Here is a 20,628-nt window from a genome sequence, read left to right on the forward strand (position 1 = left end):
AGAGTTAAGACAGGCCTTTAAACAGATTAAAAAAATGATACGGAAAGGTTAAAAGAAACACCTGAATGTTATGTAAACATTATTTACAAATATTCAATTTATTTGAAATCATCCAAAAGCCTCTACATACAACATATCCTAGTAAAACAGTGGAATAACCGCATTTTTTTCTTAATCTTGATAGACGGTAAATATTATAAATACTAAACTTTAGAAGTTACTCAAATAATGGAAGATTATCTGATCGGCATAGGAAAACGAATCAAGCAAATTCGCAAGAACAATAAAAAGACCATTAACGATGTTGCTGTCAGCGCAGGGGTAACTGCGGGACTTATTTCCCGGATAGAAAATGGCAGGACCATACCATCGCTTCCTGTGTTCTTAAAAATTGTGGCTGCCTTGGAGACGGAGATGACGGACTTCTTTGACGGTATCCCAAAAGCCAATCGTCAAAATTTTTTGGTGACCCGTATGGACGAGCAGTCGATAATAGAAAAGGAGGACGAGGCTGTTGGGTTTACCTATAATTATATTTTTGGCAAACAACTGAACTCTGTAGGTTTTGAGAGCGTACTTTTAGAAGTACAGCCCAACTCGGAAAGGGAAAAAGTGGTGACCGATGCATTTGAGTTCAAATTTATTTTGACGGGAGAATGTTATTATGAAATCGGTGACCAAGAGGTGCTGCTAAAAGAAGGGGATTCCATTTTCTTTGATGGCAGAATCCCCCATGTACCGATAAATAGAGGAAAGGTTCCCTCTAAGATGTTGGTGGTCTATTTCTTTATATGATCAAGGATACAATACTTGGTCCAAATCTGCCAAGGAATCCAAAATCAAAGTAGGCTCCGCGGTTGCCAATTGTTCACGTGTCTGTGCCCCGGTCAATACACCAACGGTAATTCCGCAATTGGCATTTTTGCCCTCCTCAATATCGATTATAGAATCGCCGGCCTTTAACACCTTTTCTGATTCATTAATACCAAACATTTCCATGGCCTTGTCTATCATTTCCGAAGAGGGTCTTCCCTTGACCACATCATCTGCAGTGATCAACGCATCAATCTGTTCTCCCGGTACCCAGCCCAGTTTGTTTAAAAGCGACTTTGCTGTTTTTTGATCGTAACCGGTATTCAACACGACCTTAACCCCTTTGGATCTCAATGTTTCAAAAAGTTCCTCTACTCCTTTATAAGTGGTCACATCCAAGTTGGCATACGCTTCTTCCAACATTCCCTTAAAATCTTCAAAAACCAAATGGGGATCAACGTCCCTCATTTGGGTCTCTTCCAAAATATCGGCAATCGCCTTAAACTTTTCTTTCCCGGCCCCAAACTCCAATACGGTATCCAATGAAACATTTACACCATGTTTCTCCAAAGCTGCCCTAACGGTCTTATATACGACATTGTCTTCGTTCACTGTAGTACCTGCCATATCAAAAACGGCTAGTTGTATTTTTTTCATAGATTGATTTTCTGAGTATTAAAAATAGTAGCGACATTCATTTTGGCAAAGCCGGCACTTCCGGTCATGCCTTTCCCCCCTATTCCGGTTACAATATGGATGTTTTCGTCAATGGTTTTTTGAAAAATATCGCTGTTTTTGCTTTGGGAGTACATCCCATACCATCTTTTTTGAATTTGATAGGTTGGTAGATCAAATATCCTTTTGGCTTCGGCGATCATAAAATTATCAATATCCATATCCAGTTCATACCCTAAATCTTCAATTCTGTTGGCGTCTGCATATTGATGTGAATCCCCCAAAATTATGGAACCGTCCAAAGCCTGTTTGAACAATATATGGACTCCCCATTTTTTTTGAAGACTATCCTTGGACTCCCTTGCCTTTATCTGTGCAAACGAAGGACATTCGTGGAATGCTTCGTATCGGCGAATGGACCAACCCGTAAGTATGGAACCATTGAGTTGATAGTTGCCCTGAGGTTTGGTCTGCATCATTTGTAATTTGGAAACCTCCAAATCGCTTGAGGCAAACGTTTCAGGATAGAGGTTTTTAAAATCCGCCCCGTTGCAGATAATTACTTTTTTACCAAATACCTTTTCGTTTTTGGTATTACAAACCGAAACCCATTCTCCCTCCTGCTCACAGGCAATAACCGGAAAATCAAATATGATCTCGAGTCCCTTTTGTGCCACCAAAAATTCTTGGAGCCTATGTATCATGGTCCTAGGTTCAACAGTAACTTCCTGTGGAAAAAAAAGTCCAGCGACCGCATAATCTTTGCTAAGTCCTGGATAATGCTCCAGACATTCTTGCTTGGTGAGCATTCTACTTCCATAATCGTTGCCACTATTTATTGCCCGTAATTCTACCAACAACTGTTCCTCCTCTTCATTAGATGCAATATAAACGGTTCCGTTTTGTCTAATACTCACATCAAAACGAGATTGTATCTCTTTGTATATCTCCAAGCTCTCTCGCCCGAATTTTTGCCATTTGGTATTCATGCCAGAAGGCACTACTTGTCCAAAATTTTGTGTTGTGGCCCCTTTGGCATAGGCATCTTTTTCCACCAAACACACTTTTAGTCCCATTTCCAGTGCATGGTAAGCATGAAAGGTCCCTAAAACGCCACCACCTACTATGACAGCATCATATTTATTGTCCATAATCCAATTGATTGTTAAGTTGTTCTGTCTTGCGACGTGAGGCAAAATGTATAAAGAGCAATATGGTACAGCATATCCCTATAAATGCAACGGCATAGGTGCCGTAAACAAAAAAGTTGAGCCAAGATAGATCTGCCTGCCCAAAATTCTTGTACAACAATACAAGTACACTGCCAACATATCCAAAAGCATCCGCTATATAAATCAAAAATCCCGAGTTGCCCTTTACCTTAAATGTGGCTATGAACCGATCAAAAAAGAGACAGTTGAAGGGGACATAGCATATATAAAGTCCAAAGCCTGTACAAACCATCCAAACAAAAGGATCTAGAACCCTGGTCTGGAACATTAATGTACTAACAGCCAATACCACAGTACCCAATATCAGTAACACATGATACGTCAGCAATGCCTTAAAATTATCCTTTATGTAAAAAATAGCACCTATGATCAATAGGACCACCACTGCTATAATGATTTCTGAAGTTGAAAAAACGGAGACATCGCCCTGATACCCTATACTGTCCCAGAGTTCCCTTGCGAAATTGTCACGGAAATCCCGGAAAGCCGTTAAAAATGTATAGAACAATACAATCAGGATCAACGGGAAGAAGAATTTCTTCACTAGATCCGACCTGTCCTGAGATGTCATTGGAATCCGCTCTGTTCGGTTTTCAATGTCTTCTTGTGTTGGTGGCGGCACTCTTTGCAAAAGATAGGAACAAATCAAAAGTGGGATAAAAAAAAGTGCTCCCGTGACCGAGGGCATCCAAAACTCACTGACTCCCCAAGAATTCATTACAAAAAGTCCCACGGATTTAACCACTCCGCTGGAAACAATAAAACTGGCGGAAAGTACGACCCCAAGTATGTCGGTAAATCTTCTACCTTCAATATAGGAGAATACAATACCCCAGATCATTCCCAATGGAAACCCGTTCAAGAACATAAAGGGAATATTGTAGGGCGCCGGCACCCAGGCAAAGAGCATCAATGATATTTCGGCAATAACGATCAGCGAAATCAGATAAAGTAGCCTTCGGTTTGGCCTTAGTTCAGATATCACCTTAATCCCCACAAACTTGGAGAGTGCATAGCCCATCACTTGAGCAATTACCAATAGAATCTTGTAATCGATGCCAAAAAAGGACAAGCCATCAAAAGTGGCCACCGAAAACGGTTTTCTAAAGGCGTACATACAAAAGTAAGTACCAAAAGCAGCCAACGAAGCGTGCAGGACGAATAGTAAACCTGGTCGCCTCCGGACCGTTATCTTATCACTCAATGTTTACAAATAATAAAATTATGTTTCAAATTACTCAAATTTATAATTAAGTAAGCATACGTTTTAGTTTAAATAATTGTTAGTAATGCTTTATGATTTTTTCACTACAACCTTCATCAAATTTTTATAATTCACATATTCCCATTAAAATTGTTGTGTTTACGAAGTCACTCTCTAGGATAAATGAGATTTCGAAAAATTCAGGTTATCTTAGCGTGGATAGAATTGAACGTTACCGTTTAAAAGCTGAAAGCCGCAAGAACACATGATTATCGAAGAAAGGCAGGGACAGCGGGAAACGAGCCATTCGCACAACCAACTGAACAAATCGTTTTTGGCCTAGAGCCAAGGCATCAAATTTTATTATATGGCACTTATTTCGTTTTTAGGATTCACCCTTCTAGTTGGGATAATTTCCTGGTGGTCCGTTAGAAAAACCGACGAAACATCATCCGATGGCTATTTTTTGGGAGGCAGGAGCCTTACAGCAGGAGTGATCGCTGGATCATTATTGTTGACGAATCTATCCACGGAACAAATTGTAGGACTTAACGGTAGTGCCTACAAAGACGGACTTTCCGTAATGGCATGGGAAACATTGGCAGCTTTGGCCATTGTGGTCACGGCTTTATTCCTATTGCCTCGTTATTTAAAGGGTGGACTGACCACAGTACCCCAATTTTTGGCAAAACGGTTCGATGTAACCACAAAGACCATAACCTCCGGACTGTTCCTTACAGGTTATGTTGTGGTACTGCTCCCTGTAATCCTTTATTCAGGTTCTGTTGCCATTAGTGGTATGTTCGATGTCCCCACATTACTGGGAGTATCGGATTCCACTGCCTTGGTCGTTTGTATTTGGGGAATCGGTATCATTGGTTCCATATATGCCGTATTCGGGGGCTTGAAGGCGGTAGCTGTTTCCGACAGTATCAATGCTGTTGGTCTGATCATCGGAGGAATCATGATTCCTGTTTTTGGTTTGATGGCCATTGGCGATGGAAGTGTACTTGGAGGATTGGAAACTTTGATGGCGGCGAACCCGGAACGATTTGATTCTACGGGGAATCCTGGTCAAGAGGTACCTTTTTCCACCATCTTCACCGGTATGATGCTGGTACAGCTCTTTTATTGGGGAACCAACCAGCAAATTATTCAAAGAGGGCTTGGTGCTAAAAACTTGGCAGAAGGTCAAAAGGGATTGCTATTGGCTGCCTTTTTAAAGATTTTGGGGCCCATTATCCTGGTATTGCCGGGCATGATCGCCTATTATTATTTTGAAGGAGGATTAGCCAGCAGTGACCTTGCCTATCCCGAATTGGTAAGGGCAGTCCTTCCAAAACCATTGATGGGATTCTTTGCTGCGGTTTTATTCGGAGCAATTTTAAGCTCATTTAACAGTGTCCTCAATAGTTCGGTCACTTTGTTCGGTATTGATATCTACAAGCAGCATATCAACAAGAATGCCTCCGAAATGACCGTTGTAAAGTACGGTAAGGTATTCGGTGTCTGTTTGGCGCTTGCGGCGATGTTCATTGCCCCACTCATTGCCAATGCGGGAAGCTTGTTCAACTATTTGCAGGAAATTAACGGTATTTACAGTATACCCATTTTTACCATTATTGTAGTGGGCTATCTGACCAAAAGAGTTCCAGCTATCGCAGCAAAAATCGGTATTCTTTCAGGGTCTATACTTTACATTATAAGCCAATTTATGGTTGGTCCCAAAATGGTGGCAAACGCTCTTGCCGAAGCCAAGGCCAATGGTATCACAGATCCGGCCGAGCTGAATCTGATAGAGGCCGGGGCCTATCCCCATTACCTCCACGTAATGGCCATTTTGTTCGTGTCCAACATAGCCATTATGTTGATCATAGGTAAATTCTTTCCAAGAAAGGAGCCCTTCCAATTGGAGTATACCAAGCAAGTGTCCATTGAACCTTGGAAGCATGTTAAATTGGCCAGTATATTCATCTGCTCCGTTGTAATTGCGATTTACATTTACTTTGCAAAATAATCGGAAAGCAGAAAACGATAAAATAAAAAAGGCCCGGAATTTACCGGGCCTTTTTATTGTAAAATACTTTTAAGGAAATTGTCTTTATAGGCCCGCCCCATGGGCACTTTTGCACCATTGGACAGCAGGACAAGGTTACCGGAAATCCTATCGATCTTTTTGGTATTGATGACATGGGATTTATGGATTTGATAAAACTGGCTTCCTCCCAAAACCTCCACCCAATGTCTTAAGGGTTCGTTGGACAATATTTTTTTCTCTTTTAAATGGATCTCGGTATAATCGGAATCCGAAGTGATCGTGAATATATCCTTTACCAAAACCTTGATATGTTCATGGCTGGATTTGACATAAATCTCCGTGAGCGGAGTACCATCGTCCTTGAACAGTTTGTATTCATATTTCGCATTAACCTTGTTCACTGCCTGTAAAAATCGCTGGAACGAAAAAGGTTTCAATAAGTAATCCACTACATTAAGGTCGTAACCTTCCAAAGCATACTCGGAAAATGCCGTGGTCAAGATAACATGTGGCGGGTCCGGCATACTTTTAAGAAAGTCCAGACCATTGATCTTTGGTAGATGGATATCCAAAAACATCAGATCCACGGTTTCCCTGTTCAGGAAATCCATGGCCTTGATACCATCGGAAAACACATCCACCAATTCCAAGGTAGGGACATCCTGGATAAATTTTCTCAAGATCCTTTGTGCCGGTGGTTGGTCCTCAACAATAATACACCTCATAGCCTAAACCTTTTCCAGTTCCAGACTCAAGTAGACGTTATAACTGTTGTCCGCCTCCTCAATTTTTAGAGCATGCTTTTTGGGGTATAGCAGTTCCAAACGTTTTTTAACGTTTTGCAATCCTATTCCCTTGGCAACACTGTCCAAACTGAATCCTGGTTCATAATTGTTTTTACATCTGAATTCCAACATGGAATCCTTAAGCTTTACCGAGATATTGATTTCTATATCGGAAGATTGACCTGATTGGCTATGCTTAAATGCATTTTCGATAAACACGATCAAAATCAATGGTGCTATTCTATATTCACCTTCTATCTTATCGACATCAAACTGTACTTCGCCCCTATCCTCTATCTGGAGTTTGTAAAGCCGTATAAAGTTACCTAATTGTTCCAACTCTTTTTTAAGGGGAACAAATTGTTCTTTGGATTCATACAGCATATAGCGCAGCACACCACTCATTTCCAGAATAATTTCCGGGGTCTTTGGCGATTCCTGCAATGCATAGGAATAAAGATTGTTCAAGTTGTTGAACAAGAAATGTGGATTGATCTGACTTCTTAAGAATTGAAGCTCACTTTCTTGAATGGTGGACTGTAACTCGTCTATCTCAGCTTGCTTCTTTAAGGCATCCCAACCAAATTTACAGCCCGATAGAATAAACATTACCGGAAGTACGCCCAAAAGCGATATATATACACCCGGGAAAGTATCCCCACGCTTTGTTCCGGGAAACAACAAGGGTTCCATGATCACTTCTTCGACTGTGATCACAACGGCAACCACTAGAGCGGAACCCAAGAAAAATTGCCAATATTTCTTTTTGTACAAAAATTTGGGCATCAGATAATAAGTAACCGACACCGTTGCTGCACTATAAAACAAAAGGAAAATAGCCCTATGCACGACTATTGATCCCGTGTTCCTATCAAAAGAGAAGAACAGAAGGACAAGGACATGCAGTACTATTTGAAAAAGAAGTTCTTTTTTAGAAATCAATGTGCTGTGATTAGGTTTTTCAAAATTAGAGATTATCCTCCGCTAAAAGAAAAGCAGTTATACCAACAACCAAATTTACCCTGTGAACGACATCAAAGCCGACCAATCCTTATAATTGATTGGTTGATTGGAGGTTAACTTAAGTCGTTTACGGAATTTTTTCATAATTTAAATCTTAATTCATCATATTTAATAGCATAGGGCCAAAATGGGCCTAACGACGAATTATGACAGTAACACTTAAAATCTCACGATCATGAAAAAAGCATTTTTTACATTGGCATTTATGTCCAGCTTAATGTTGGCCGCCCAATCTACCTGGAAATCGGATGGAGCACACTCTAAAGTTGGTTTTGGCATCACCCACTTAATGATTTCCGAAGTAGAGGGACATTTCAGTGAATTTGACATCACGGCCACGGCCACGGATACTTTTGAGGATGCAGAATTCACCGTTGATATTAAAACGACCAGTATCGATACCGACAACGGTCGCCGGGACGATCATTTGAGAAGCGCCGACTTTTTTGACGCTGAACAGTATCCCGCTATCACCTTTAAAAGTACGGGGTACGAAAAAACAGGTGACAACACCTTTAAGGTTACCGGAGACCTAACCATGCACGGAACTACCAAGCCTGTTACCCTGGAAGGCAAAGTAAATGGGGTAATAACCGATCAAAGAAGCCAAAAACTAAAAGCGGGTCTAAAACTTACCGGTACCGTGAACCGTTTGGAATTTGGTGTTGGTGGTGATACGCCTACTTTGGGTGATGAGGTGGAGCTGACCATCAACCTTGAAATGGCCCAACAATAGTAGTTTATAGATTTATCTGAAAGAAATATTTGACCATGGGAAGAAAATCAGAAAATACCTTTAGGGAATTCCACAGATACCTTGGATTCTTTTTGGCCGGAATTATGGCCGTTTACGCCATTAGCGGCATTGTACTCACTTTCAGGACCACTGATTTTATGAAAAGTGAGTATCAAGTCAACACTACCCTCCAAACCAACTTAGGAGAAGAGGCTCTGGGAGCAGCTCTTAGAAGACGTGGTTTTACCGTGGACAAAACCGAAGGTGACCTCATGTATTTTTCCGGTGGAAGCTACAATATAAAGACTGGGGAGGCCTCCTACACCGAAAAACGATTGCCAGCCATATTGGAAAGTATGAACAAGCTACACAAAATGCACACTGGTAATCCGTTGTTCTGGCTTGGGATATTTTTTGGAATAGGTTTGCTATTCTTTGCGGTCTCCGCATTTTTTATGATCAAGCCCAATGCACCAATCTACAAAAAGGGTCTTTATTTTGCCGCTGCCGGATTTTTATTGACCATCGTTCTTCTATTGGTTTAAAAAGAAAAAACATAGCATAAAAAAAGCCACCGAAATCGGTGGCTTTTGCTTTGGTAGCTCCCCCTCTTGGGCTCGAACCAAGGACCCTCTGATTAACAGTCAGATGCTCTAACCAACTGAGCTAAGGAGGAATATTTTACCTTAAGCGGGTGCAAATATAAAGGATTCTTTTTTACACCACAAACAAAAAAATTGCTTTTCTATTTAAAAAGCCATTTGTACAAATCGTTACCGTTGGCAAACAGCAATAAAGCAATCAAAATAAAGAAGCCTATCATTTGGGCATACTCCAAAAATTTGTCGCTTGGTTTACGGCCTGTGACCATCTCATACAACAAGAACATCACATGTCCCCCATCCAGTGCTGGAATGGGCAAAATGTTCATAAATGCCAAAATAATGGATATAAATGCCGTTGTCTGCCAAAAAGCAGGCCAGTTCCATGTATCGGGGAACATACCGCCAATTGCGGCAAATCCACCAACCTCTTTATAGGCTCCAGTATCCGGATTAAATATTTTTTTCATCCCCTTGATGTAATCCGTAAGTACTTTTACCCCCTTGTTCCATCCGGCCGGAATTGATTCCCAAAAAGAATAGGTCAAGGTCCTTATTTCCAAATACCCTTCTTCCTTATATTGTTCGGGAGACATGCCAATTACAACTCCCAATACACCTTTATCTGTAACTGAAACCGTAAGGTCTACAGGTTTTCCATTTCGCATAACCGTTACAGGAATCTTATTTCCTTTGTTCGCTTCTAAGATTGGTGCAACCTCATCTTTATACACAACTTCCTTACCGTCCATTCTTACCAGAGCATCGCCCTTTTGAAGACCGCTATTGATATTGGGCGAATCTTTGGGGATTTGGCTAATTACAAATGGCCAACGGTAAGAAATTAGAGCCCTGGATTTCTCCTTGTTATTGGATAGGGTTTCTATGACATTTACAGGAACCTGTTTTTCAACGATTTTACCATTCCTTTCAACAGTGAACTGGTTTCCCAACAATAACCCAGGCATTATTTGAGACAAAGCCTCTACTTCTTCCCCGTCAATAGTCAAAAACTTATCACCCGTTTGGATTCCCAATTCGTTGCCCAAAGTTGTATCGGTCACCCAAATTCCATCCTTTAGGCTTTCATTGGCAATATATTCCTCACCATAGGTAAAGACCAGCCCAATAAAAATGACCACGGCCAAAATAAAGTTCACGGTTACACCTCCCAGCATAATGATCAAACGTTGCCAAGCAGGCTTACTGCGGAATTCCCATGGTTTTGGCTCCTCCTTCATCTGCTCCTTGTCCATGCTCTCATCGATCATTCCGGAGATCTTCACATATCCTCCCAGGGGCAACCACCCAATTCCGTATACCGTTTCACCAATTTTCTTTTTGAAAAGGGAAAACTTGATATCGAAAAAGAGGTAAAACTTCTCTACCCTTGTCTTAAAAAGCTTGGCGGGAATAAAGTGTCCCAGCTCGTGCAGCACGATCAAGAGCGATAGGCTCAAAAAGAATTGTATGGTCTTTATAACTATAGGGGTCATCCTTCGTCTTTTGTTAAAACGAACAAAAGTAACCTTTTAGGGATTGATAAAAAAACCTCCCTTTTTGATCCCCCGATCATTTAAGAAAGATTTAGCAACAAAAGACTGCTTTCTCCTTGAAGAATAACCAATTGGGCCGTAATTTTGTATCCATGGGATCATTTTTCGCTAAATACAAGCTTTTTGGAATTGTAATGTTGGGGCTGTCCGCGGTCATCGTGTACCTTTTTTATGATGCACTGCAACCCGAAAAAATGCTTCCGATATACCAACCCTCCATGGTTGACAAATCTTTGGTGGACAGTACGTTGCACTATACCAAAAAGTACCACAAGGTTGCCGATTTTTCATTGCTGAACCAAAATGGGGACACCATAACCCAAGCTGATTACGAAGACAAGATTTATGTGGCGGATTTCTTTTTCACCACCTGTTTGACCATTTGTCCGATAATGACCAAGAACATGGGCGAAATTCAGGAAGCCGTAAAGGACGACCCGAACATTATGTTACTATCCCACTCGGTAACCCCTCAAATAGATTCCGTAGCTCAATTAAAAAGATACGCATTGGAGAAAGGTGTAATCGACAGCAAATGGAATTTGGTGACCGGTGATAAAAAGCAAATCTATGAGTTGGCCAGAAAGTCATATCTCGCCGTAAAGAACGATGGCGATGGAGGACCTTTTGATATGATCCATACCGAAAATTTTATTCTGGTGGACAAGGAAAAAAGGATTCGCGGATTTTATGATGGGACCAATCGTGAAGACATCGATAGACTTTTGGCGGACATTAAAATACTTGAAGCGAGCTACGAAGAATAAACCTGACCATCTTTAGTCATGAATTCCCCTTATAGTTTCCCTTTTTTACTTATTTTTGCTCTTACTTAAATTTATTCTAAATAAATACAGTGGCTACCGTTGCAGATTTACGATATGGACAAGTAGGGATCATCAAGGATTTCACAGAGCATATCCTTCCCATTAAATTATTGGAATTAGGATGCCTTCCCGGAAACAGTGTGGAACTCCTACAGATCGCCCCTTTTAACGACCCGATATACATCAACCTCAGTGGGAGCCATTTGGCCATAAGAAGGTCCTTGGCAGCACTCATAGAGCTGGAAATTATTGAAGAAACGCAGGCCCAATGAGCAAAAACATCAATGTAGCCTTAATCGGAAACCCCAACACGGGAAAAACCTCAGTTTTTAATCAACTTACAGGACTCAAACAAAAGGTCGGTAACTACCCTGGCATCACTGTCGAAAAAAAAGAGGGTATCTGCAAACTCCCCAGAGGCGTAAAAGCGCATATTTTAGACCTACCCGGAACTTATAGCTTAAACACGACATCTTTGGACGAAAGTCTTGTTGTTGAGCTGCTGCTAAATAAAAACGATAAGGACTATCCCGATGTTGCCGTAGTAATCAGCGATGTGGAAAACCTAAAGAGGAACCTCCTACTGTTTACACAGATAAAAGACCTTAGGATTCCCACGATCTTGGTCGTGAACATGGCAGATAGAATGGACCGCAAGGGCATTTCTCTCGATGTGGAGGCCATGGAGAAAAAACTGGACACCAAAATTGCATTGGTGAGTACGCGCAAGAATACGGGCATTGAACGCATAAAAGAACTCATTGCTGACTACAAAAATATTTCATCCAAGCCCATCTTGGATCCTAACAGAATTTCCCCAGAATATTTTGAGCGCCTTAAAAAAACATTCCCTCAGGAAGATCTTTACAAACTATGGCTGGTAATCACGCAAGACGTGAACTTTATGCCAATCGAGAAAAAGCGTATTCAGGATGCCAGCGATTTTTCCACCAAATCCAAAGATGAACTAAAGAAATTACAGCATAAAGAAACTGTTCTCCGCTACCAGCTCATCAACAATATTTTAAAGGAGACCTACAAAGTGGATTTTTTGGCCGCCAAAGGTTTGCGTGCCTCACTTGACAAGATATTGACCCACAAAGTTTTTGGTTACCTCATCTTCTTTGTGATTTTGCTCACCATTTTCCAAGCAATTTTCGATTGGAGCGGTTACCCCATGGATTTTATCGATGAACAGTTTGCAATGGCCAGCGAGTGGGTCAAAAACACACTTCCACCAGGTGTATTTACCGATTTGTTGGCAGAAGGAATCATTGCCGGTATAGGAGGTATCGTCATCTTCATCCCACAAATCGCCTTCTTGTTCCTCTTTATTTCCTTATTGGAAGAATCGGGGTATATGAGCCGTGTGGTCTTTTTAATGGACCGTGTAATGCGACCTTTCGGGTTGAGCGGAAAGAGTGTGGTCCCATTGATTTCAGGAAATGCCTGTGCTATTCCGGCCATTATGGCGACAAGAACCATAGAAAATTGGAAAGAAAGGCTCATCACCATTTTAGTGACCCCTTTCACCACCTGTTCGGCTAGATTGCCGGTTTATTTGATTTTGATTGCTCTAGTAATCCCAGAAGGCAATTTCCTTGGATTGAGCTATCAAGCATTGACCCTGATGCTACTGTACCTCATCGGATTCGGAATGGCGCTATTATCAGCCATGGTATTGAACAAGATCCTTAAAATAAAGAGTAGGTCAGTATTTATGATAGAGATGCCCACCTATCGTTTGCCCCTACTGAAAAATGTGGGATACACCGTAATCGAAAAAACGAAAAGCTTTGTGCTAGGTGCCGGTAAAATCATTTTGGCCATTTCCATCGTATTGTGGTTTTTGGGTTCCAATGGGTATTCCGAAGATTTTCAAGATGCTGACCGAATCGTAACGGAGCGCATCGAAAATGAAGGATTGAGCACCTACAGTAAAAACTATATCCAAAACAATATAGCCACTTATCGCGAAGAAGCCCAAGCAGAGAGCATGGCTCCAGCTGCAATTTCCGATTCCATACAAGTGTTGACAGCAGAGCTTTCCGAAAGAGCTGTTGCACAGGAAATAGCCAGTTACAAATTGGAACACTCCTACATTGGACAAGCGGGAAAAGCGTTTGAACCCCTGGTAAAACCCTTGGGTTACGATTGGAAAATCGGAATTGCCGTTCTGACCTCCTTTGCCGCACGGGAAGTCTTTGTAGGTACCTTGGCCACGATTTACAGTGTGGGCAGTGATGAAGAGGAAACTATAAAGAACCGTATGGCCGCTGAATTGGATGAAAACGGTCAACCCTTGTTCAATTTGGCTTCCGGGATTTCATTGATGCTGTTTTATGCTTTCGCCATGCAATGTATGAGTACGCTTGCCATCGTAAAACGCGAGACCAACTCATGGAAATGGCCTATGATCCAATTGGGCTTTATGAGTATTTTTGCTTATATTATTGCATTGATAGCCTACCAAATCCTAATTTAATTCCAACATGATTCAACAAGTATTGGCATACGGAACCGTATTGATTGCAGTAGGCTACTTAGTGTGGAAGTTCCTGCTTCCCAAATCCCTTTTCAGCAAAGGAAAAGGTAATTCCCACTCCTGCGGAAGCGATAACTGTGGTTGCAACTAACATTCTTTGATTTTAATTGTCACCTCGAGCGTAGTCGAGAGGTCGGTAAATAAAAGTCATGGTCTCGACTGCGCTCGAGGTGACATGTTGCATCCTATTTTTCAAGAACTTACCTCTTCGCCAAACAAATTTTCAAATTATTCACCCCCTTTCTGTAACCTTTCTTAATTTCCTGACTATATAAGTTAAACGCCAACTAAAAAGTAGCATTTGGAAACGCTTTCAGATGAAATGATCATGCAAAAAGTATCCGAGGGGAACTTGGATTTGCTCAAGGAGCTTTTTGACCGACACCATAGACATGTGCACAATTTTCTGTACAAAATGTCGGGCGATCGCATGTTGGCCGAAGATCTTACACAAGATGTTTTTTACAAACTGATCAAGTATCGGAACTCATACAATAATGGGTCTTTCTTGTCTTGGATGTTCACTATTGCTCGGAACACCCTTAAAACACATTATACAAGAAACCATAAGTCCCATGACGATATTGAGGTTTTGGCTTATCGGGCAGTGGAAGAAGAAAATGATGTGAGCGAGAACAATGCCCACCTGCAGTATGCCCTTAGCCAACTTGACCCGTATGATAGAGAACTTGTCATTTTGAACCGTTACAAGGAAATCAAGTATGACGACCTTGCGGAAATTATGGGAAGCACTCCAGGTGCTGTAAAAACCAGAGTGTGCAGGATTTTAAAAAAATTAAAGAATATCTATTTAGAAAGTATTTAGCCATGGAAAAGCAACACGTTTTTGACCAAATACCAGACTATCTGGATGGCAATCTGAACAAATCGGAAGGGTCGGCATTCGAAAGCCACATTCGACAATGTGCCGATTGCAAAAAGGAACTGGAAGAAATGAAGTCCTTTTTCAATGTTTTGGACGAAGATGTTCCTGTTCCTTCAGACCGACTAAAGGCCAAATTTGAAGCCGCTCTTGAACAAGAAAAAATGAACCAAGGGAAGGTGGTTACATTGGAATCGAAACCATCGTCCAACTGGACAGGCAATGTATTGAAAATCGCTGCCAGTATTGCATTATTGGTTGCTTCGTTCCAAATGGGAAGCCTTTTTCAACAAAGAAAAGTGGATGCCGACATTGCACAACTCCAAAATGAGACTATCCAGATGAAACAAACTGCCATGCTTTCCTTAATGGAAAACCAATCCGCCAGTAAACGCATTCAAGGGGTCAATTACATCGAAGAATTTGAGCGACCTGATGAAGCTATCATCCAAGCACTGTCCAACCGGTTGCTCTACGATGAAAACGACAATGTACGGATGACCGCCTTTGAGGCATTGGTGAAGTTCACTTCTTCCGAAACAGTGAAAAACACCTTTATCGAAGCCTTGGAACAAGAGAGAAACCCAAGTATTCAGGTAGCCATTATTCAAGCCTTGGTCCAGATCCAAGAGAAGAAAGCGGCAGAACCCATGAAAAAATTATTGGAAAAAGAAGACACACAACCCTTTATTAAAGAACAAATAAAAGCAGTATTGCCAAGTATTACATAAACATCAAAAAGCGAAAATCATGAGAAAATTCACCTTAATTATTATGGCCTTTTTTGTGGCTGCCATTGCCAAAGCACAAAACGATTATACCAAATCATTGGATGGAATCCAATGGGTGAAAATCGAATCCAAATCGGATATTGTGGTAAAAACCCACAGCTCTAACCAATTATTAATAAAGTCGGGCCCGGAAATAAAAACACCCGAACGCGCCAAGGGGTTAAAATTGGTCGGGGATGGTGGAACGGACAACACCAATGTAGGCTTTTCAGTGGTGCAGGACGGAAGCACCTTAATTGTACACAACCTAAGAAAAGACAAGAAAGGAGAAATATATCTGCCAGCTTCCAAGAATATTTCCGTTAAAAGCACCTGGAACGGAGATATAGAAATTGACGGTTTTTCTGGTGAGATAGAGGCAGATGCCCAACTCAACGGAAGTGTTAAAATCTTAAACGTAAATGGACCCGTAACAGCTAACTCCCTTAATGGTGAATTGGAAATAACCTTTGGGAAAGTAACTCAGAGCTCCCCTATTTCTCTTTACTCTACCAATGGAGCAGTGGATGTTAGTTTACCATCGAACACACCTGCCAACCTAGCCTTGAGTACTTTGAATGGTAATGTGTACACAGATTTTGAAATTAAGGCCGAAGAGAAAGATGGCATGAAATCGGTTTTGGGACGAAACATCGATGCTTCCATCAACGGGGGCGGGGTAAAAATCTCCATGAAATCCACAAATGGAAACATGTACCTGAGAAAAAACTAAACTGAAGTGTCACAGCGAGCGCAGTCGAGATGTTTTCATCTTTCGACTGCGCTCAAGATGACAAAACATCAATTACTTATTAAAATCAAAAAACGAACAGTCATGAAAAAATTGATCATCACCGCAGTTGTGGGAATGGCCACGCTATCCCTTAGTGCACAGAAAATCGTTGAAAAAAACTTTAATTACTCTGGGCAATCCATTGATTTGGATGTAAAGTTTGCCAACCACATCGAAGTAAAAACATGGGATAAATCAACCATCTATTTTAAGGCGGATATCACCATTGAAGATGGAAAATACTTGGATAAATTTAAACTGGATATTGATGAAAACAACAACTCTTTGAGTATTACTTCGGATGTTGAAGATGTTTTTGAAGCCTTCAAAGCGGAATGGGACAAAACCCATACAGATAGAAAAGGATATTATTTTTCCGGTGACACTTATGAGTTCAACTATGTGCTTTATGTTCCCAAAGGAGCAACCTTTAAAGTGAGCAGCATAAACGGGGACCTTGGTTCGGATATTATAGAAGGTGATTTTACCGCTGAATTGATCAATGGAGACATTGATATTGCCAAATACAATGGTAATATGGATTTACAAACCATCAATGGAGAGATTGATTTGGTGATGAAAAACACAAGTTTAGTGGCCGAAACTATACACGGCAATATTTATGCAGATGAGAATTTGAAACTTACCGTAGCCGACCGCTATGTTGGTCAAAAAGTGACGGGTAGTTTTGATGGTGCTGCCCATAAGTTAAAACTGAACACCATAAACGGAAACATGTACCTAAGGCTTTAAATTAAATTGGATATAAAGGAATAGAGCAACAAGGCCCAACCCACCACTAAAAGTAATCCTCCCATCGGGGTCACTGGGCCCAAAAAACGGGGTTTGTTTCCTTTTGCAGCCCCCAAACACAAGGCGTAAATACTGAACGAAAACAGTAAAGTGCCAAAAATAAAGCAGTTGACTATTGCTGAATCCAAAGGTTTGTCAAAACTTAGATTAAAGCCCAATACCAATAGCACAATTGCGTGATACATTTGATATTTGACCCCTGTCTCAAAACTTTGCAACAGCTCGGGGGTCAATTTCTTTTTTAGGGCATGGGCACCAAATGCTCCAAAAATCACTGCCAAAAGTCCGTAAAGCGCACCCATAAACTGGGCCATAAATATTGTTTCCATTTTATCCGGGTTTACTAAAGATCTATATGGATTTCGTGATCCGAATTCATTGTAAAGGCACATTCCTTGAATTTGGGCGGACCAAAAGTCTTCATTTTTCCCTTGGAAAAGGCCACTTTTTCTTTTGGAATTCCCAACCAATTGGTGTCCAACTTTCCATTATCGTTCTCATCATGAAAAACCGCCAATGCATATTCACCTTCGGGAAGGTCTGAAATGTTCAATTCCACACTCCCTTTATGTGCGGCTACACTATCCGATTTAAGTACATGGTCGAAGGATAAAAAGGCTTCATCCGAATCATAAACGGCCACATTTACCTTTCCTTTGGCGGATTCCACATTGTTGACCCGTATTGACAGAGTGTTCTGCGAAAAGCCGATAAGTGGAAATATCACGAAGAAGATAAAGAGAATTTGCTTCATTGAACACCTTTTGCAGTTTCGTTGTTATTTAATAATTCGGTCTGCAAAAATGCAAATAATTCCGTGGTTTCAATACTATCTTTAAGATTCACATACATTTTTAGTGAATCGTGATGTACCACTTTTATCTTTTGCTGATAAAGATCGTCCACAAATACGTACACTTTGGTATTGGTAACGGAATCGTTGAAAACTCCCTTTTCCTTTTCCATCCACGAAAATCCACTGGAACGCTCCATTTCGGGCAGTTTTTGCACAAATAGGACACTATCCAATTCCGTTAAGGGTATTTTTTGATAATAAATCCCCGAAAATATTTTGAAGTTACCTTTCTCAATCTTGTGCCAGTTCTTGTAGTGTTCCACAAAAGTAAGAACACAAAGTATAATGGTCAGGACAATCAAAACGTTCCATAACCAATGTCTTTTTTTAGTTCCCATAGTATTTCTCGAAAAATCTTGTGCCCGAACAAATAATTCGTAACAAAGAAAGTAATTAATAGAACAACATTGGAATCTGTACAATATTGTATCCTAACTTGTTATCTTTAAACAAACCACTAGCGATGCCAACCTTGTTCAGAAAAATCAGAAAAGTGCTGCTTTCCCAAAACAGATTTACAAAATACCTTTTATATGCCATTGGTGAAATAGTTTTGGTAGTGATTGGGATTTTGCTTGCCTTACAGATAAACACATGGAACCAAGAGACAAGCAATAGAAAAGAAGAGCGGTTTTATCTGAAAAAATTACAAGTGAATCTAGTCCAAGACACGGTCCATTTGAGTGCTAGAACCCGACAATTGAATTACACCTTGGACAGCCTTAATAGTTTAGAAGCCCAATTATTAGATCAAAACTTAAAGGAATTCAAGAGTGAGAATATGTTCGCCGGACTCATCACCCTCTTTAGGATTCAACCCCAAACCTCCACTTTTGATAATTTGATTTCTACGGGAAAACTGGAATTGATCTCAAATCAATCCATAATAGATTCCCTGTTCAATTATTACAACGACATAAACAATTACACCAACCAACAGTTGGCGGCAGATGAGACCTATACGCGACAAACCATCGGTCCCAGATTAATGGGAATTAAAGGAGGGATGTTCAATGGTTTAAAAAGTAGTTTAAGCAAAGAAGATGAAATTTTTATTTTGAATGCGATTGAATTAAGAAAATTGTTGATCAACGGCATATACCAAAGTTACCTGACATCACTACATAGAAATAAAAACATTTATAAGATGATTGCATCGGAAATTGAGCCTAATATAGAATAGGTTTTCAGAATTGTGATTTAAGGTTGACCTTTGTAAAAAACCAACTATAATGGATTTCACCAACAAATATGTACTAATAACAGGTGCCTCCCGTGGCATCGGAAAAGCAACTGCTATGGCTTTTGCCAAAAAAGGGGCCAAAGTGGGCGTCAACTATCGAAGCAATGATGAAGTGGCACAACATACTTTAGCAGAATTACCCGGCGAAGGTCATCAACTTTTTAAAAGAGATATCTCACAAAAGTCAGAGACCGAAGCCTTGATCAACGATTTTGTTAAAGCGTTTGGTCGTCTTGATGTGTTGGTGAACAATGCCGGTATTTCCATTTTTCATGAAATAGACAAGGTCGATTTTGACCATTGGACCAACGCTTGGGAAAAAACCTTTGAAACCAATCTGTTTGCAGTCGCCAATCTATGCTATTGGGGAGCCAAGGCCATGATGAAAACTGGAGGAGGACATATTGTAAGTGTATCTTCTCGAGGTGCATTTCGAGGAGAACCTACCAAACCGGCCTATGGTGCCAGCAAAGCCGCATTGAATTCCATGAGTCAATCCTTGGCCAAAAAATTGGCGCTGCACAATATTTACGTCGGAGTGGTCGCCCCTGGGTTCACCGAAACCGAAATGGCCAAAGAAACCCTTACTCCTGCCGAACGGGAAAATCTGTTGCGAGAATCCCCCTTTAAACGTATGGCCCAACCCGAAGAAGTGGCTCATGCAATATTGTTCCTGGCATCTGCGGAGGCAGCCTATTCTTCAGGAACGATCATCGATGTAAACGGCGCATCCTATTTAAGATAATTATTTATGAAGGCCTCAACCGTAGCACAACTTAAAAAAGAACTCCAATTCAAATCGCAAGAAGAAATCATGGAACTTTGCCTTCGTTTGGCCCGATTCAAAAAAGAAAACAAGGAATTACTCACCTATTTGTTGTTTGAATCCGACAGCGAGGAGGGCTACATCGAAACCGTAAAGGAAGAAGTCGATGACATGTTCGCCGACATCAATATCAACAGTTACTTCTACATTAAAAAAAGCGTTCGAAAAATACTTAGGACCATCAAAAAATACATACGCTATTCGGGCAACAAGGCCACCGAAGTGGAACTATTGCTCTATTTCTGTGAAAAATTGAAATCGTTTAGACCTTCCATTAACAGAAACACTACACTAAAGAATTTGTATAACCGACAACTGGAATACATCAAAAAGAAAATCCCTTTGCTCCATGAAGACTTGCAACATGATTATGGGATGATTCTTGATGAACTCTATTATTGATTGCCC

Annotated in this window: 23 protein-coding genes and 1 tRNA gene; 14 read left to right on the forward strand and 10 right to left on the reverse strand. The window is 40.8% G+C overall.

Annotated elements, in window-relative coordinates; genetic code table 11:
- Positions 1-228 precede the first annotated feature (228 nt).
- Positions 229-795 (forward strand): helix-turn-helix domain-containing protein, encoded by a 567-nt coding sequence (locus PY091_RS11710; protein WP_275649841.1) that lies wholly within the window; start codon positions 229-231, stop codon positions 793-795.
- Here PY091_RS11710 and PY091_RS11715 read toward each other — a convergent pair whose 3' ends face one another.
- The 3 genes from PY091_RS11715 to PY091_RS11725 are packed head-to-tail and all read right to left on the reverse strand — an operon-like array spanning position 796 to position 3,837.
- Positions 796-1,470: a phosphonatase-like hydrolase gene (locus tag PY091_RS11715; RefSeq protein ID WP_275649842.1), complete on the reverse strand. Its 675-nt coding sequence runs from the start codon at positions 1,468-1,470 to the stop codon at positions 796-798.
- The gene (locus PY091_RS11720; protein WP_275649843.1) at positions 1,467-2,639 is read right to left on the reverse strand and encodes a TIGR03364 family FAD-dependent oxidoreductase; all 1,173 of its coding nucleotides are present in this window, start codon (positions 2,637-2,639) and stop codon (positions 1,467-1,469) included. The genes PY091_RS11715 and PY091_RS11720 overlap by 4 nt, the downstream gene beginning before the upstream one ends.
- Entirely contained in the window at positions 2,629-3,837 is a 1,209-nt protein-coding gene (locus tag PY091_RS11725; protein WP_275649915.1) for a DUF5690 family protein, read from the reverse strand. Before PY091_RS11725 ends, PY091_RS11720 begins: the two co-directional genes overlap by 11 nt.
- Positions 3,838-4,291: 454 nt before the next feature.
- Here PY091_RS11725 and PY091_RS11730 point away from each other — a divergent pair, with 454 nt between their 5' ends.
- Complete coding sequence (locus PY091_RS11730; protein ID WP_275649844.1) at positions 4,292-5,941, forward strand: solute:sodium symporter family transporter; 1,650 nt, start codon at positions 4,292-4,294, stop codon at positions 5,939-5,941.
- A 53-nt stretch (positions 5,942-5,994) separates the two neighbouring features.
- Here PY091_RS11730 and PY091_RS11735 read toward each other — a convergent pair whose 3' ends face one another.
- Positions 5,995-6,687, reverse strand: a complete 693-nt coding sequence (locus PY091_RS11735) for a LytR/AlgR family response regulator transcription factor (protein WP_275649845.1) — start codon at positions 6,685-6,687, stop codon at positions 5,995-5,997.
- Positions 6,688-6,690: 3 nt separating this feature from the next.
- Positions 6,691-7,689 (reverse strand): sensor histidine kinase, encoded by a 999-nt coding sequence (locus PY091_RS11740; RefSeq protein WP_275649846.1) that lies wholly within the window; start codon positions 7,687-7,689, stop codon positions 6,691-6,693.
- A 256-nt stretch (positions 7,690-7,945) separates the two neighbouring features.
- Here PY091_RS11740 and PY091_RS11745 point away from each other — a divergent pair, with 256 nt between their 5' ends.
- Together PY091_RS11745 and PY091_RS11750 are read left to right on the forward strand one after the other, a co-directional pair.
- Positions 7,946-8,506 carry a YceI family protein gene (locus PY091_RS11745; protein WP_275649847.1) on the forward strand — a complete coding sequence of 187 codons (561 nt, stop codon included), beginning with the start codon at positions 7,946-7,948 and terminating at the stop codon, positions 8,504-8,506.
- A gap of 35 nt (positions 8,507-8,541) precedes the next feature.
- Positions 8,542-9,051, forward strand: a complete 510-nt coding sequence (locus PY091_RS11750) for a PepSY domain-containing protein (protein WP_275649848.1) — start codon at positions 8,542-8,544, stop codon at positions 9,049-9,051.
- 57 nt (positions 9,052-9,108) lie between these two features.
- Here PY091_RS11750 and PY091_RS11755 read toward each other — a convergent pair.
- Together PY091_RS11755 and rseP are read right to left on the reverse strand one after the other, a co-directional pair.
- Positions 9,109-9,182 (reverse strand) — tRNA-Asn (locus PY091_RS11755).
- 69 nt (positions 9,183-9,251) lie between these two features.
- Positions 9,252-10,604 carry an RIP metalloprotease RseP gene (rseP, locus tag PY091_RS11760; protein WP_275649849.1) on the reverse strand — a complete coding sequence of 451 codons (1,353 nt, stop codon included), beginning with the start codon at positions 10,602-10,604 and terminating at the stop codon, positions 9,252-9,254.
- Between the two features lie 152 nt (positions 10,605-10,756).
- Here rseP and PY091_RS11765 point away from each other — a divergent pair, with 152 nt between their 5' ends.
- The 7 genes from PY091_RS11765 (at position 10,757) to PY091_RS11795 (ending at position 17,235) form a co-directional block, all read left to right on the forward strand.
- Positions 10,757-11,431 (forward strand): SCO family protein, encoded by a 675-nt coding sequence (locus PY091_RS11765; RefSeq protein WP_275649850.1) that lies wholly within the window; start codon positions 10,757-10,759, stop codon positions 11,429-11,431.
- An 89-nt stretch (positions 11,432-11,520) separates the two neighbouring features.
- Positions 11,521-11,763: a FeoA family protein gene (locus PY091_RS11770; RefSeq protein WP_275649851.1), complete on the forward strand. Its 243-nt coding sequence runs from the start codon at positions 11,521-11,523 to the stop codon at positions 11,761-11,763.
- Positions 11,760-13,976: a ferrous iron transport protein B gene (gene feoB, locus PY091_RS11775; protein WP_275649852.1), complete on the forward strand. Its 2,217-nt coding sequence runs from the start codon at positions 11,760-11,762 to the stop codon at positions 13,974-13,976. Before PY091_RS11770 ends, feoB begins: the two co-directional genes overlap by 4 nt.
- 361 nt (positions 13,977-14,337) lie before the next feature.
- Complete coding sequence (locus PY091_RS11780; protein WP_275649853.1) at positions 14,338-14,862, forward strand: RNA polymerase sigma factor; 525 nt, start codon at positions 14,338-14,340, stop codon at positions 14,860-14,862.
- Between the two features lie 2 nt (positions 14,863-14,864).
- Positions 14,865-15,650: a HEAT repeat domain-containing protein gene (locus tag PY091_RS11785; RefSeq protein ID WP_275649854.1), complete on the forward strand. Its 786-nt coding sequence runs from the start codon at positions 14,865-14,867 to the stop codon at positions 15,648-15,650.
- A 19-nt stretch (positions 15,651-15,669) separates the two neighbouring features.
- Entirely contained in the window at positions 15,670-16,422 is a 753-nt protein-coding gene (locus PY091_RS11790) for a DUF4097 family beta strand repeat-containing protein (protein WP_275649855.1), read from the forward strand.
- Positions 16,423-16,524: 102 nt separating this feature from the next.
- Positions 16,525-17,235 (forward strand): DUF4097 family beta strand repeat-containing protein, encoded by a 711-nt coding sequence (locus tag PY091_RS11795; protein ID WP_275649856.1) that lies wholly within the window; start codon positions 16,525-16,527, stop codon positions 17,233-17,235.
- On the opposite strand, the gene PY091_RS11800 is transcribed toward PY091_RS11795, so the two are convergent.
- Genes PY091_RS11800 through PY091_RS11810 form a run of 3 tightly spaced genes read right to left on the reverse strand, consistent with a single transcriptional unit; the run spans position 17,232 to position 18,489 of the window.
- A complete protein-coding gene (locus PY091_RS11800; protein ID WP_275649857.1) occupies positions 17,232-17,624 on the reverse strand; it encodes a DUF423 domain-containing protein in 393 nt (130 codons plus the stop codon). The two genes, PY091_RS11795 and PY091_RS11800, sit on opposite strands and share 4 nt — an antisense overlap.
- Positions 17,625-17,638: 14 nt before the next feature.
- On the reverse strand, positions 17,639-18,049 hold the full coding sequence (locus PY091_RS11805; RefSeq protein ID WP_275649858.1) for a DUF2141 domain-containing protein: 411 nt from the start codon (positions 18,047-18,049) through the stop codon (positions 17,639-17,641).
- Entirely contained in the window at positions 18,046-18,489 is a 444-nt protein-coding gene (locus PY091_RS11810) for a hypothetical protein (RefSeq protein ID WP_275649859.1), read from the reverse strand. The genes PY091_RS11805 and PY091_RS11810 overlap by 4 nt, the downstream gene beginning before the upstream one ends.
- A 125-nt stretch (positions 18,490-18,614) precedes the next feature.
- On the opposite strand from PY091_RS11810, the gene PY091_RS11815 reads away from it, so the two are divergent.
- The 3 genes from PY091_RS11815 to PY091_RS11825 are packed head-to-tail and all read left to right on the forward strand — an operon-like array spanning position 18,615 to position 20,622.
- Positions 18,615-19,334 carry a DUF6090 family protein gene (locus PY091_RS11815; protein ID WP_275649860.1) on the forward strand — a complete coding sequence of 240 codons (720 nt, stop codon included), beginning with the start codon at positions 18,615-18,617 and terminating at the stop codon, positions 19,332-19,334.
- 49 nt (positions 19,335-19,383) lie between these two features.
- Positions 19,384-20,139, forward strand: coding sequence for an SDR family NAD(P)-dependent oxidoreductase (locus PY091_RS11820; RefSeq protein ID WP_275649861.1), 756 nt, complete (start codon positions 19,384-19,386; stop codon positions 20,137-20,139).
- 6 nt (positions 20,140-20,145) lie between these two features.
- Entirely contained in the window at positions 20,146-20,622 is a 477-nt protein-coding gene (locus tag PY091_RS11825) for a hypothetical protein (RefSeq protein WP_275649862.1), read from the forward strand.
- Positions 20,623-20,628 lie beyond the last annotated feature (6 nt).

Source organism: Flagellimonas okinawensis (genome assembly GCF_029194005.1).
GTDB classification, from domain to species: Bacteria; Bacteroidota; Bacteroidia; order Flavobacteriales; family Flavobacteriaceae; genus Flagellimonas; species Flagellimonas okinawensis.

Bases quoted from the DNA above. Each gene is read 5' to 3' on its own strand.
- PY091_RS11710 (WP_275649841.1), top strand. From the start codon at position 229: ATGGAAGATTATCTGATCGGCATAGGAAAACGAATCAAGCAAATTCGC.
- PY091_RS11715 (WP_275649842.1), bottom strand. From the start codon at position 1,470: ATGAAAAAAATACAACTAGCCGTTTTTGATATGGCAGGTACTACAGTG.
- PY091_RS11720 (WP_275649843.1), bottom strand. From the start codon at position 2,639: ATGGACAATAAATATGATGCTGTCATAGTAGGTGGTGGCGTTTTAGGG.
- PY091_RS11725 (WP_275649915.1), bottom strand. From the start codon at position 3,837: ATGTACGCCTTTAGAAAACCGTTTTCGGTGGCCACTTTTGATGGCTTG.
- PY091_RS11730 (WP_275649844.1), top strand. From the start codon at position 4,292: ATGGCACTTATTTCGTTTTTAGGATTCACCCTTCTAGTTGGGATAATT.
- PY091_RS11735 (WP_275649845.1), bottom strand. From the start codon at position 6,687: ATGAGGTGTATTATTGTTGAGGACCAACCACCGGCACAAAGGATCTTG.
- PY091_RS11745 (WP_275649847.1), top strand. From the start codon at position 7,946: ATGAAAAAAGCATTTTTTACATTGGCATTTATGTCCAGCTTAATGTTG.
- PY091_RS11750 (WP_275649848.1), top strand. From the start codon at position 8,542: ATGGGAAGAAAATCAGAAAATACCTTTAGGGAATTCCACAGATACCTT.
- rseP (WP_275649849.1), bottom strand. From the start codon at position 10,604: ATGACCCCTATAGTTATAAAGACCATACAATTCTTTTTGAGCCTATCG.
- PY091_RS11765 (WP_275649850.1), top strand. From the start codon at position 10,757: ATGGGATCATTTTTCGCTAAATACAAGCTTTTTGGAATTGTAATGTTG.
- feoB (WP_275649852.1), top strand. From the start codon at position 11,760: ATGAGCAAAAACATCAATGTAGCCTTAATCGGAAACCCCAACACGGGA.
- PY091_RS11785 (WP_275649854.1), top strand. From the start codon at position 14,865: ATGGAAAAGCAACACGTTTTTGACCAAATACCAGACTATCTGGATGGC.
- PY091_RS11790 (WP_275649855.1), top strand. From the start codon at position 15,670: ATGAGAAAATTCACCTTAATTATTATGGCCTTTTTTGTGGCTGCCATT.
- PY091_RS11795 (WP_275649856.1), top strand. From the start codon at position 16,525: ATGAAAAAATTGATCATCACCGCAGTTGTGGGAATGGCCACGCTATCC.
- PY091_RS11800 (WP_275649857.1), bottom strand. From the start codon at position 17,624: ATGGAAACAATATTTATGGCCCAGTTTATGGGTGCGCTTTACGGACTT.
- PY091_RS11805 (WP_275649858.1), bottom strand. From the start codon at position 18,049: ATGAAGCAAATTCTCTTTATCTTCTTCGTGATATTTCCACTTATCGGC.
- PY091_RS11810 (WP_275649859.1), bottom strand. From the start codon at position 18,489: ATGGGAACTAAAAAAAGACATTGGTTATGGAACGTTTTGATTGTCCTG.
- PY091_RS11815 (WP_275649860.1), top strand. From the start codon at position 18,615: ATGCCAACCTTGTTCAGAAAAATCAGAAAAGTGCTGCTTTCCCAAAAC.
- PY091_RS11820 (WP_275649861.1), top strand. From the start codon at position 19,384: ATGGATTTCACCAACAAATATGTACTAATAACAGGTGCCTCCCGTGGC.
- PY091_RS11825 (WP_275649862.1), top strand. From the start codon at position 20,146: ATGAAGGCCTCAACCGTAGCACAACTTAAAAAAGAACTCCAATTCAAA.